Source organism: Agarivorans sp. OAG1 (assembly GCF_037076485.1).
Classification (GTDB): domain Bacteria; phylum Pseudomonadota; class Gammaproteobacteria; order Enterobacterales; family Celerinatantimonadaceae; genus Agarivorans; species Agarivorans albus.
In genome coordinates this window covers 3,541,023-3,553,594 of the sequence record NZ_AP028990.1, presented here as the reverse complement: position 1 = coordinate 3,553,594, position 12,572 = coordinate 3,541,023, and the positions used below count along the sequence as shown (strand labels likewise).

9 protein-coding genes are annotated in these 12,572 nt (G+C 44.5%); 5 read left to right on the top strand and 4 right to left on the bottom strand.

Annotated elements, in window-relative coordinates:
- The first annotated feature begins 293 nt into the window (after positions 1-293).
- The 3 genes from sstT to OAG1_RS16195 all read left to right on the top strand — a co-directional run bounded on the left by sstT (position 294) and on the right by OAG1_RS16195 (position 4,883).
- On the top strand, positions 294-1,514 hold the full coding sequence (sstT, locus tag OAG1_RS16205) for a serine/threonine transporter SstT (RefSeq protein ID WP_338622003.1): 1,221 nt from the start codon (positions 294-296) through the stop codon (positions 1,512-1,514).
- Between the two features lie 190 nt (positions 1,515-1,704).
- The gene (locus tag OAG1_RS16200; RefSeq protein ID WP_338622002.1) at positions 1,705-3,738 is read left to right on the top strand and encodes a DUF3857 domain-containing transglutaminase family protein; all 2,034 of its coding nucleotides are present in this window, start codon (positions 1,705-1,707) and stop codon (positions 3,736-3,738) included.
- Positions 3,738-4,883, top strand: coding sequence for a hypothetical protein (locus OAG1_RS16195; RefSeq protein ID WP_338622001.1), 1,146 nt, complete (start codon positions 3,738-3,740; stop codon positions 4,881-4,883). Before OAG1_RS16200 ends, OAG1_RS16195 begins: the two co-directional genes overlap by 1 nt.
- A 43-nt stretch (positions 4,884-4,926) precedes the next feature.
- Here OAG1_RS16195 and OAG1_RS16190 read toward each other — a convergent pair whose 3' ends face one another.
- The 3 genes from OAG1_RS16190 to OAG1_RS16180 all read right to left on the bottom strand — a co-directional run bounded on the left by OAG1_RS16190 (position 4,927) and on the right by OAG1_RS16180 (position 8,036).
- Positions 4,927-6,477, bottom strand: a complete 1,551-nt coding sequence (locus tag OAG1_RS16190) for a tripartite tricarboxylate transporter permease (RefSeq protein WP_338622000.1) — start codon at positions 6,475-6,477, stop codon at positions 4,927-4,929.
- Between the two features lie 18 nt (positions 6,478-6,495).
- Positions 6,496-6,960 carry a tripartite tricarboxylate transporter TctB family protein gene (locus tag OAG1_RS16185; RefSeq protein ID WP_152779958.1) on the bottom strand — a complete coding sequence of 155 codons (465 nt, stop codon included), beginning with the start codon at positions 6,958-6,960 and terminating at the stop codon, positions 6,496-6,498.
- Between the two features lie 104 nt (positions 6,961-7,064).
- Positions 7,065-8,036, bottom strand: a complete 972-nt coding sequence (locus tag OAG1_RS16180) for a tripartite tricarboxylate transporter substrate-binding protein (protein WP_221076313.1) — start codon at positions 8,034-8,036, stop codon at positions 7,065-7,067.
- 236 nt (positions 8,037-8,272) lie between these two features.
- Here OAG1_RS16180 and OAG1_RS16175 point away from each other — a divergent pair, with 236 nt between their 5' ends.
- Together OAG1_RS16175 and OAG1_RS16170 are read left to right on the top strand one after the other, a co-directional pair.
- Entirely contained in the window at positions 8,273-9,886 is a 1,614-nt protein-coding gene (locus OAG1_RS16175; RefSeq protein WP_338621999.1) for a sensor histidine kinase, read from the top strand.
- A 4-nt stretch (positions 9,887-9,890) separates the two neighbouring features.
- Positions 9,891-10,568, top strand: coding sequence for a response regulator (locus tag OAG1_RS16170; RefSeq protein ID WP_152779954.1), 678 nt, complete (start codon positions 9,891-9,893; stop codon positions 10,566-10,568).
- An 89-nt stretch (positions 10,569-10,657) separates the two neighbouring features.
- Here OAG1_RS16170 and OAG1_RS16165 read toward each other — a convergent pair whose 3' ends face one another.
- Entirely contained in the window at positions 10,658-12,391 is a 1,734-nt protein-coding gene (locus tag OAG1_RS16165) for a hypothetical protein (RefSeq protein WP_338621998.1), read from the bottom strand.
- Between the last annotated feature and the right edge of the window lie 181 nt (positions 12,392-12,572).

Sequence of the window (12,572 nt, the reverse complement as noted above, 5' to 3'; positions counted from 1 at the left end):
GTTTAGCCAATGACGACTTGCAAAATTGCCACAAAAACCTGAACAGCTGATCAAAGTGTAAGTAAATACTGAGCTTAAGGGCAAGTTGCAACACTAAGTTAGTTGAGCAATAGCTAAAAATGTTGGGCTTTTAGGTGTAAACCTTACTTGTATATTGCTTATACAATCTAGATGAGCGAAAAGTTTTTGCGATGTGTCAATTTAATGTGGTTATTGTCTGTGATTATGGTGTTTCATCCTATAAGGTTACGCCTTCGCCAATTATATAGCTTCACGAAAGGACCATAAGAAGCATGAAACAACAATCAAACAACAGCATATTACGATTTATTACCCAAGGCAGTTTAGTGCTGCAGATCCTTATCGGTATTATCGCCGGTAGCATTTTAGCCGTTTTAGCACCTAGTGCGGCTACGTCTATTGGCATGTTAGGTAGCCTATTTGTTGGCGCTTTAAAAGCCGTAGCGCCGGTATTGGTTTTTGTGTTGGTGGCGGCCTCGGTTGCTAGCCATAAACGTGGCCAAAATACTCAGCTTCGTCCGATTATTTATTTATATTTATTTGGTACTTTTGCCGCGTCGTTAACGGCGGTAGCCATGAGCTTTATGTTCCCTACCGAGTTAGTGTTAGTGAGCACCGAAACTTCGGCTAATCCTCCGCAAGGCATTGGCGAAGTATTACACACCTTACTATTTAAAATTGTCGATAACCCAATTAGCGCCATTATGAATGGCAACTACATTGGCATTTTAGCGTGGGCAATTGGTTTAGGTATTGCCATGCATAGCGCATCGGACACCACTAAAACCTTGTTTAATGACGTGGCTGCGGGTGTATCAAGCATTGTGCGTTTTGTTATTCGCTTAGCACCAATTGGTATTTTTGGCTTGGTGGCAAACACTATTGCGCAAACGGGCTTCTCGGTATTGCTAGGTTACAGCCAACTATTGTTGGTACTCATTGGCTCTATGTTATTGATTGCCTTGGTGATGAACCCGCTGCTAGTGTTCTACAAAATTCGTCGCAACCCTTACCCATTAGTATTTAAGTGTTTACGTGAAAGTGGCGTAACTGCCTTCTTCACCCGTAGCTCTGCTGCGAACATTCCAGTAAACATGGACTTAGCCCAGCGCTTAAAGCTAGATGAAGATACTTACTCGGTGTCTATCCCACTTGGTGCCACCATTAACATGGCCGGTGCTGCAATTACCATTACCGTGTTATCGCTAGCGGCAGTGCATACCTTAGGTATTCAAGTAGATTTTGCTACTGCCTTGTTACTGAGCGTAGTGGCAGCGGTGTCTGCTTGTGGTGCCTCGGGTGTTGCTGGTGGCTCGTTATTGCTTATTCCATTAGCGTGTAGCTTGTTTGGTGTGTCTAACGATGTGGCCATGCAAGTGGTTGCTGTAGGCTTTATTATCGGCGTATTACAAGACTCTGCCGAAACTGCGCTAAACAGCTCTACCGATGTATTGTTTACGGCTGCTTGTTGTAAGGCTGCTGAAGAAAAGTAGTTATTCATAATGAGTATTTATAAGCAGCGTTTAGGCGCTGCTTTTTTATTGGCAATTACCTTAAAATTTGAAAATTATTTAAACAACATCAATATATTGCAGTTCTTTTCTAATAAGCCGCGTGTTGAGCTTTAACTTTAAAATAATTATTACTAGTATGGCTTTTTGATGTTGATGCAAGGGAAGTGCAGTGCTAGTTAGTCGACCATTCTTTTTATTCTTTCTGCTGTTTGCCAATCTCTTTTACTCCACCATTTCATTAGCTGCTAACGATGCGTTGTGGCGAGTAGGTGATAAACCTAAGTGGATTGTAGAAGCGGATTTAAGCAAGTTAAACCAAGCTGATCTTGGTGTAGAGTCTGTAGATTATTTGGTATCGGATACTCAAGTAAGTTTGCTTAACAAGCAGCCGCATTACTATCGCTATATCCGCTTTCAAGTGAATGACAGTGCTGGCGTTGAAGATAATTCAGATTTAACCATCACCTTTAATCCCGACTTTCAGCGGGTTGAGTTGCACCACATAAACATCATACGAGGCGATAAATCGTTTAACCGTTTGGTTGCTGATGATATTCGAGCAGTGGACATTGAACCCGAACAACATAGCAAACTGTATTCAGGACAAAAGCAATTACAGCTTTGGTTAAAGGATGTAAGAGCGGGTGACATTGTCGATTACAGCTTTAGCGTAATTGGTGAAAACCCAGTATTTGATGGCCACTTTAGCCATACCTTTGGTTTAGGTTGGGGCGTTCCGGTGGGAATAACTCATGCCAGTATCGTGGCGCACAAAAGCAGAAAACTTAGCAATCAACTTGCCGATATCGACACAGAGGTAAAGGTAAACACCGAGGGGAACAAGGTTCGCTACTCGGTGCTTATCGAAAATTCGCCGGCCTATTATGAAGATGGCCAAGCCCCAAACTGGGATTCTGCTTACCCTACTTGGCAAATCACTAGCTTTGAAGATTGGTCGCAAGTGTCTAATTGGGCTGAGTCTTTATTTAAAACCTCGGCTAAGCATTCTGCTGCCTTCGACGACTGGCTTAGTGAACTTAAAGCTAAACCCACCAAATTAGCCATTGAAGAAGCGATACGCTTTTCCCAACAAGATATTCGTTATTTAGGGGTGGAGATTGGCGAGAATTCACATCGCCCACATTCTCCATCTGAAGTGTTAGCGAACCGTTATGGAGACTGTAAAGACAAGTCTTTGTTGTTGGTAAGTGCATTAAACGAGTTGGGAGTAGATGCTTACCCAGTATTGGTGTCTAGCTATAAACACAATACCTTGGCTGAGCATTTGCCGGGTTACAACGCCTTTAATCATGCGATTGTGTATTTGAATTATAAGGGGCAAGACTATTGGGTTGACCCAACTAACGCATATCAGTCAAACCTGTTGGAAACCATAGTGCCAGCGGCTTTTGGACAAGCTTTGGTTATTTCGCCAGACAATCAAGGCTTAAGCAGTATTCCTGATTTTGTCGCTGAAGATAACCTTGTTGAAGTTACCCAGGAGTTTATTGCTTCTGATTTTCGCTCGCCGGTGCAACTCACGGTTGTTAATACCTTTACCGGCGCAGAAGCTGACAGAATGCGTTATGAAATTGCAGGCCAGAGCGCTAAACGCATGACAAAATCGTATTTGTCTTATTACCAGCGTTTTTATCCTTCGATTAGCCTAAAACAAGATTTGCAAATTAGTGATGACAAAATTAGCAATCGTATTGAAATTAAAGAGCACTATTTGGTGAATGAGTTTTGGCATGAAGTTGAAGGCGACGCTGAGTTTGTGTTGGTTTCTGATGCGGTTGAGCATTACTTAAAAGTGCCGCAGAAAATTCAACGTAAACAACCTTACTCCTTGGGGCGTCCGATAAACATCCAGCAACAAGCAAAACTATACTTGCCCTACGACATCGATTTTAGTTGGGCTAATGAAGAACAAACGCTAGAAGACGAACACTTTAAATTGTATACGCGTTTTGACTACCGCAACAAAGTGATCACTTATCAACAGCAATATCAGAATAAGCAAATGGCGGTTGCCGCCAGTGAGGTAAAGCAATATGCCAAGTTAATGAGGAAAGCTAGAAAGGCCTTAGAAATTAATTACAGCGTGACCAGAGTGACCGAAGATCAAGCCTACGATTCGATGAACGAACTAGTGAGCTTCTTGCTTGAAAAGCAAACCAATAACCAGCAGGAGGCATTGTAATGAAAGCTTTTTATATTTTAGCCTTAAGCTTGATGCTGAGTGCTTGTGCAAGTAACGATACCGGCCGTACAGTTCCTTCTGTATCTGAAACAAATAACCCGGTGGTTAAAACCCAAGAGCCGGCAGAGCTATACAGTGATAGATATTTTGTTAACTATGCTAATGCGCTGAATCAACATACTGAAAATGCGCTTAGAAGTAAAATTGATGAAGCTAAAATGGTTGAAAAACTGGAAACTGATTTAGCGTTTACTTTTAATGCCAATCAGCGAGCAAACGTTACTCAACTTCTGTCTAGCTTAACGGATACTTCGATTACAGCCATTTTGGCCCAGCCAGGCGGTAGCTGGAAATATGTAGACAGTGATGTTCATACTAAGCAGCAAGCAACTAGCTATTACCGTTTTACCCTAGATGGCACCTTTGCCTACTACGAAATAAGCTGGTTAGATGGCCACATCGTTGATATTTTCAATTTGTTTACGGGGGTTGGGATCTCAGACAGCTTCGACCTGGTTATCGATATGGAGCAATATCGTAAAACCCACCCCAATAGCGGTATCCAGCGCATGGGCGATTTCTTTGAGGCGGTTCGACAAGCTAGTTATACCGAGATGCTGTTTGCCTACAACGAGATTCCTAAGCCGTTTCAGCAAAAGCCTTTAGTACTGGCAGGCTTAATGAAAGCTTATATCAACCAACCCAGTTTGGTGATGCCACGATCTTTTGTAGTGTATATGGAGAAGCACCAGCCGGTTCATCCACGTTTCTACGCCTATTACTACGACAATCAGCAATTTGACCTAGCGATTGAAAGCTTAAAGCGTTTCCCAGAAACCGTTGTTAAAGACGTAAGAGTGCAAGTAGAGATTGGCAATGCCTTGTACGAAAGTGGCCAAACCGAGAAAGCCGAAGACTACCTAGTGAATGCCTTATTGAAGGCGCCTTCAGAGCCATTTGGCTATATTTGGTTGCTGGGCCTGTCTATTGATACCAAACAGTATCAGCAAACAGAGCTTATTCTTAAAGTGCTCTATGACAGGTTTGAAACGCGCTATAGCAAAACAGATTTGCTTACCTTTGATAGGGGTGAAGAATATTTAAAATCAGCGAGCTATCAACGCTATAAGCAATATCTTAACTAACTTAAAGAGAACAAAAAAAGGCGCTAAATTAGCGCCTTTTTTATTACTTAGTTGCCGCCTTTTGTTTGGCTTGTTCATACTCGGCTTTAGCTTTGCTGCGCTCCCACAAAGGTCTTAAGAGTGGGCTAAATAACACTAGTGCAGCAATGCTAATAAAGGTGAGAGTTAGGGGACGCTCCCATAAAAAGCTTAGCTCGCCATCGCCAATTAATAGTGCTCGGCGTAGGTTGTCTTCGAGCATTCCACCAAGAATAAAACCTAACAACATCGGCGCCATAGGGAAGTTGAGTAAACGTAAGCCCAAGGCTGCCATACATATCGCCACCATGATCATGATGTCCATGCTATTAAACGACACCAGATACACCCCAGTAATTGAGAACAGCAAAATCATCGGCACCAAATAAGGGCGAGGAATGCTTAGTAGCTTGGCGAGGTAGGGGATTAGCGGTAAGTTTAAAATTAACAAAATCACATTACCAAAATACATAGAAATGATGATCGACCAAAATAGGTCGGGGTGCTCGATGTACATTCTTGGCCCCGGCTGAATACCGTAGGCTATTAAGGCTCCGAGCAATACCGCGGTAGTGCCCGAGCCGGGAATTCCTAAGGTAAGCAAGGGAACAAAAGAGCCGGTCGACGCAGCATTGTTGGCCGATTCGGGCGCAGCCAAGCCCTTTAATGAGCCTTCACCAAATTCTTTCTTTGCGTCGCCTTTGGCGAGATTTCGCTCTACGCCGTATGCCAGAAAAGAGGCGATGGTCGCGCCAGCACCGGGAAGCACGCCAACAAAAAAACCTAGAAATGAAGAGCGAAGAGTAGGCGCTGCAACGGTTTTAACTTCTTGTTTGGTGAGCTTAAGGCTACCTAGCTCCGACATCATTTTTTGTTCGGTAGCGCTGTTATTGGGGTTCTCGGGTTTTAATACCGACATCAAGGTTTCGGCTAGGGCAAAGGTTGCCATGGCTAACAATAAGAAGCTAAAGCCATCGATTAAATCCAGTTGGCCAAAAGTAAAACGCTCTACACCTTCACTTCTGTCGGTGCCTACGGTGGCTAACATCAAACCCACAATGGTCATCATTACCGCTTTTAATACTTGGCCTTTGCCTGAGAAAGCAGCCACGGCAGAAAGACCAAGCACCATTAAGGCGAAGTAGTCGGCGCTTTGAAAACTTAAGGAAACCGAGGCCAAAGCTGGCGCGGCAATTAACAGCATAATTGCGCCCAAAGTACCGCCAGTAAACGAGGCATAAGCAGCAACGGCTAAAGCTTTACCCGCTTGGCCTTTTTTAGCTAAGGGATTGCCATCAAAAGCGGTCACTACGGTAGCACTACAGCCTGGCGCATTAATTAATATCGACGAGGATGATGCGCCAAATATAGCGCCGTAATAAACACCCGCCATTAAAATTAAACCTGATGAAGGCTCTAAACTATAAGTAAGTGGGATCATCAAAGCGATAGCAGTAATTGGCCCAAGGCCGGGTAACATGCCAATGAAGGTACCCACTAAGCACCCAACTATTACCATCATTAAGTTCATTGGCATAACGGCGGTACTAAGCCCAGCTAAAATTCCATCTAACATCATCGTGTCCTTATATTGCTAGCCATTAAACCAGTGCCACAGTTGCCCAGGTTCTAAATAAATATCTAATACTTGGGTTAATAGCGCCCAAAAAGCCACGGTGAACAATATGGCTACTACCAGTGCCTTTTTATGGTGGGTTTCACCCATGATGCGAAAGCTCACAACCAGGAAAATAATGGTGGCTAATACAAACCCCATCCAATTGACGAGTAGGCCATAGGCGAACATAGCAACGAGCAATTTGGCGGCGGGGCGCCATACCAAATGTTTTACGCTGGTTCTAAAATCACTACCGCCGGTGAGCATCAAAATGATTGAGCAAGCAATACCGCACAATGCTAAAAACTGCGGCAGAGTGCGCGGGGTGAAGGGTTCATATTCCGCGCCGGGAAATAGCGGAATGTCGTAGCTAAAATAGCCGTAGAACAAAGAGAGCAGCAAAAAAATTAGGCCGCCAATTCGTTGATTGCTAATTTGCATTGTTAGCTCCAAATGTAAAAAAAGTCCGGTGCCTAGGCACCGGTGCTTAACTGAGTACTACCGATAAGCAAATAAAGCAGCAAGGGAGTTGCTGGCTAATAGGATTACTTTAGAAAGCCTAGCTCTTTCATTAGGCTGCCTACTGTTTTCTCTTGTTGTTCTAAAAAGCCGAAGAACTGGCCATAAGGCACAAAGTTGTTTACCCAGCCATTACGTGAACGCACGGTTTCCCATTCTGGGGTGGTGTACATTTCTTTAAGCATGTCTGAGAACTTCTCAGCTTGCGCTTTGCTGGTGCCTGGTGCCGCAAAAAAGCCACGCCAGTTAGCGAACACAGTGTCGTTGCCCATTTCTTTTAAGGTTGGTACTTCGGGAGCGTCTTTAACTCGTTTTTCTGCGGTAATGGCTAAGATACGAATTTGGTCGTTTTTCGCCATTTCTAGCGCTTCGCCTAAGCCAGTTGAAAGCAGTGCGGTTTCTCCAGAAAGCAAACCTGCCATGGCTTTACCGCCGGCATCGTAAGCTACGTAACGCAATCTTAGTGGGTCTAAGCCTTCGTTTTTAATGGCTGCGGCTGCTACTAGGTGATCTAAGCTGCCGCGCGCACTACCGCCAGCAACTTTTACTTTATTGGGGTTATCTTTGAAGTCGGCAATTACTTGGTCCCAATGAGTATATTTGGAATCGGCTCTAACAATTAACGCGCCGTAATCAGCGATTGTGGCAGCAATGGGAGTAAGATCGCGGAAAGACTGCGGGAATACGCCGGTTAATGAGCGAACCACAATCGGCGTTGAGTTCACCATTAAGGTATGTTCTTGGGTTTTAGCTGTTTCTATTAAGTGAGCAATGGCTTTACCGCCGCCTCCACCACTCATGTTTTGGTAAGACACCTTATCGATAATGCCTGATTTCATTAAGGCTTCGCCGGTGCCTCGGGCGGTTCCATCCCAGCCTCCGCCTGCGCCTCCGGGGATTAAAAAGTGCACTTCTTCTGCGTGAACTGTGCCGCTTAGGCCTGCGGCCAATACTGCGGCCCCTATTAATGTTTTGACCAATTTAATCTTGGCTAACATGTTTGCTCTCCTTGTTGCATAGGGCTTTCAGCGTGGCTGAAAGTGGTTGCTGCCATGCTTAAATACCGCTAGCTGGCGAATAAAGTTAAATTAATGTTAATGGAAGCCTGAGATTTTGAAATGTAAGCCAAGTAATGGCTTTAAAATCCATATTGGTAATTAAGTGCATATTGTTCACGGGAGCTGCTCGCTAAGCTCGTGCTAAGCTAAATTGAAACAAACAGGGAAAAGTTTAGATGTATCAACAAGCTCGCTTACCAAGCTACCGTGCTCGCTTATTGCTAATAATGCTGATTTACAGCCTTATTCAGTTAAGCATTGTGGTAGTGACCAGCTATTGGTACGTAAGCGACTCTGAATACCAAGACAAAGGGGAGCGGGCCTTAGATGTAGCGCGAGTAGTGGCTAAGCTGCCCGATGTAGTGAGTGCGGTAGAGCGCCGAGATAGCGCAAACTTACAGCCTTTAGCAGAAGAATTGCGCCGCACCATGGGCGCCAGTTTTATTGTGGTAGGGGATGTTGATGGGATCCGCTTGGCTCACCCCAAAAGCGAACGTATTGGCAAACCGATGGTGGGAGGCGATAACCATGCTGCTCTGGTACTAGGGCAAGAGTATGTGTCGCAAGCCAAGGGATCTTTGGGGGTATCGGTGCGTGGTAAAGTGCCAGTTAAAGATCAACAGGGGCAGATCATTGGTATTGTCTCGGTTGGATATTTGCTAGAGAAAATCGACGTACAACTGCAACCCTATTTGCACTTTATGGTGCTGTTGGTGATGGCGGTGTTGTCTCTCAATATGCTGATTGGTTGGTGGCTGGCTCAACGGATAAAAGACACATTGTTGGGTTTTGAACCGGAGCAAATGACCCGCTTATATGCAGAGCTGCAAGCCACCTTAAACACCATTCGTGAAGGGGTGATAGCGATTAATCGAGAAGGCATTATTACTAATGTGAATGCTAATGCGATTCGCTTATTAGGCAAAGACCTACAAGGAAAATCGATTAGTCCGGTTGGTTTACCGCTGCGAGATTGGCTACCCGATAGTGATATGGCTGAACTACTCGATCAGCCGCAAGCGCAAAGCGATGTGGAGTTACTGCTTAACGGGCATTTAGTGATTGCTAATCGAGTGCCGATGAAAGACCAGCAACAAAACTTTATTGGCATGGTTTCTAGCTTTAGGCGGAAAGATGAGATCACCTTGCTCACTAAGCAGTTATCGCAAATTAAGGCGCACTCAGAAGCCTTGCGGGTACAAAACCATGAGCATTCTAATCAGCTAAATACCATTGCTGGTTTAATTCAGTTAGGCGAAAGTGATAAAGCCTTATCTTTTATTGGCCAAGCAAATGATCAATTCCAAGAACTGATTCGCTTTTTGATTGAAGCAGTAGAAGACTCGGTAATAGCGGGCTGTATTTTGGGTAAGTTTCACCGGGCGAGGGAGCTTGGTTTAACCCTAAATATTGACCCCGACAGCAGCTTGCGCGACTTACCAGCACACTGTGGCTCGGAGCAAATCGTTACCATAGTGGCTAACCTTTTAGATAACGCTTTTGAGGCAACACGTGCTAGCAATGGCCGCGAGCCGATTAATCTCTCTATGACCGATTTGGGTAACGACATAATTATAGAAGTAGAAGATTTTGCTGGTGGTATTCAAGATAACTTACAAGCCAATATCTACGAGCAGGGAGTGACCACCAAAACCCAAGGCGACCACGGCATTGGCCTTTACCTAGTAAAAGAAACCGTGCAAATTTTGCGTGGAAATGTTGAGTTTAGTAGTGACAATTTGGGCACCCGTTTTACGGTGTATATTCCCAAGCAGTTAAAGCAGGAGTAGCCATTTGATTCAGGTATTAATTGTTGAAGATGATGCGGGGATTGCCGAGATCCATCGCCAGTACTTGCAGCGTGTGAGTGATTTTGAAGTATCTGGCATTGCCTTGAGCATTGCCGATGCGATGATCCACATTAAGGCTAAACCTCCACAACTTTTGCTGTTAGATGTGTACCTACCCGACGGCACCGGCCTAGAATTGCTAAAACATATTCGCAGCCAAGATCTTGCCATTGATGTTATGTTGCTCACCGCCGCTAAAGAAGCCTCAACCTTGCAAGAAGCGCTGCGTAATGGGGTATTTGACTACATTCTAAAACCGGTGGTATTTCCGCGTTTACAAGAATCCTTAAATAACTATAAGAACTACTTACGCAGGCTTGATCAAAACAGCTCTTTTGAGCAGCAAGATGTAGATAAGTTAATGCCAATGAGTGAAGGCGCGGTAGCCGAAAGCAAAAAGCGCTTACCCAAAGGCGTGGACGCGGTAACGCTAGATAAAGTGCGCGCACTGTTTAGTGAACATGCTTCTCTAACGGCTGAGTTAGCCGGCAAACAAATTGGCAGTAGCCGCACTACAGCAAGGCGTTATTTGGAGTATTTAGTGAGTTGTAATGAGCTTACGCCTGAGGTGGCTTATGGTGCAGTAGGCCGGCCAGAGCGGGTCTATCATCGGGTTAATTAAAAGTTATTCACCAGAATTTGAAATCAAAAAGGCTCGCTATTGCGAGCCTTTTAGTTACAGAGCGTTGCTTATTGGTTGCAAAGACTTGCTTAGTTTACCGCGTTGTCTGCTTGGCTAGTCATGCTTGAACCAAAAGAAATACCTTGGTCATTCACGGCCATATTCATTTGCGCTTTAATTCGGTAGTCTTTTAAGTCCATCAATTCCTGTGGCACTTCTTCTCCGCTTAATTCAATACCACTAATAATCGGCTCAAACATTTGCTGGTAGTCGATGAACATGCTTAAAAGCCCGTTGTTCGCCACTGGCTCTGAAGCTAGTTGTTGACTCACTTCTGCAGCACGCTGGCCGTTAAACAATACAAGGTGGTTACCTTTAAGTGCTAGCTGGGGCTGAATGTTGGTGGTAGGGGGTAGCGGAAGTAAGTGGCTAACATCAACCGGTGTGCCATCGGCTGGCAAGCTTATACTGGCTAGCTCTGGTGAGAACTGTTTGGCAATGTCGAACAAGGCACCTGGGTTGTCGGCAGACACACTAATAATGGCGTCTAGGCTTTCTAGCTCTTCTGGGCGGCTAATGTCAGCCAGTTTGTAATCAAACACGGCCATGCCAATGCCCTTAAGGCCGTTAGCCATGCCGGTCATCATGCCAACCATACCTGGGTTTTGTTGCTGCATAGCCATTTGCACGTTTTGTAGCGGCTCACACTGGTAATCAGGGGTAAGCATTTCTTCCCAAACGGATAGTAATGAAGGCACCAGTTGGTTTACATCAATGCCATAAGCCATGCTAAATACTGCATTTTCGGTGTTTGAAGCATAAGAAGGAATAAAGCCACTCATCGCTTGGTAGGCGCTAAGTAATACGCTGTTGTTGCTCTCTACCACCATGCGCACGCCAAAGCTGCTTTCTTTATCGTTGATGCTTAAGCTATCAAAACCCATTACCGTTTTTGGCCAGTTAGCGGTAATGCTGGCAAACTCTTGCTCACAAACTGGAGTACGTAAGCTTGTAAGCTCGTTGCTATTATCCATTTGGGCTAACTTAGTAAGGTGTTTTGCCAGTAGGTTGCCATCTTTTGTGGTTATTGCTTTAGCAATCTCTTGGTGGTTAATAAAGCCAATGCCTTCTTCCATGAAGCCATGTTTGGTTAGGCTGTCTTGGATTAATGTGGTGGCGTTGATCGGCTGCTCTGCTGGTTTAAGACCTAATGCGGTTTCTAACAAGCTGTTTTCATTAAGCGAGGTATTTAAAGTAATGGTAAGTAGGCCATTGTTTACGGCTACGACTAAATCTGCGGTTTCTGAGTCACTGTCATCGCTCAAACGATAAGCGCGATACTCAACGCCGTTAAGCGTTTGTTTAGTATGGCTAAAACCACTTTGCTGTTCGGCTTTATCTAACCAAGCCCAAATAGCATCGGCTTTGCTTACTTCTACTTTAAGTACTGGGATGATGCCTAAGGTATAAAAGTAGCTGTGAATATCGTTGGCTAAACCAAAGGTATCTACAAAGGTTTGCCCGTCTTTTAGTGCTTCGTTGTAGCTTTCGAATAAGGCAATGAAAAACTTACCGCGCGGGTCACTTACATCTGTTTCGGCAAAGGCGTCACTTGGTAAATTGTTGTATGAACCTGCCATTGAATCAACATAGGCTTTGATTGGGAACGGTTTTAGTTGAGCAGAAAATACCGCAGTATCGGCAGGAATATACGCGAGTGCACCCGCTTCGCTATTAAGGTTTGTAGCCTGCTGAGAATACCAGTAGCCACCCGCTCCGGCCCCAATGGCTAACAAACCGCCTGCGATAAGAACATTCTTCATCTAAAACTCCGTGTATATTTGATTAACTACCTTCAGATGAAACGCTTTTAGCTTCAACTTTACAGGTGCAAAGGGGCTATTAAATCATTGATAAAAATGCACTTCAATTAATAAGTGATTAAACAATTAATTAGCGGTTTTGTATTAGCCGTAGGGTTAAGTTGTAGGGTGTTTTGTAGGG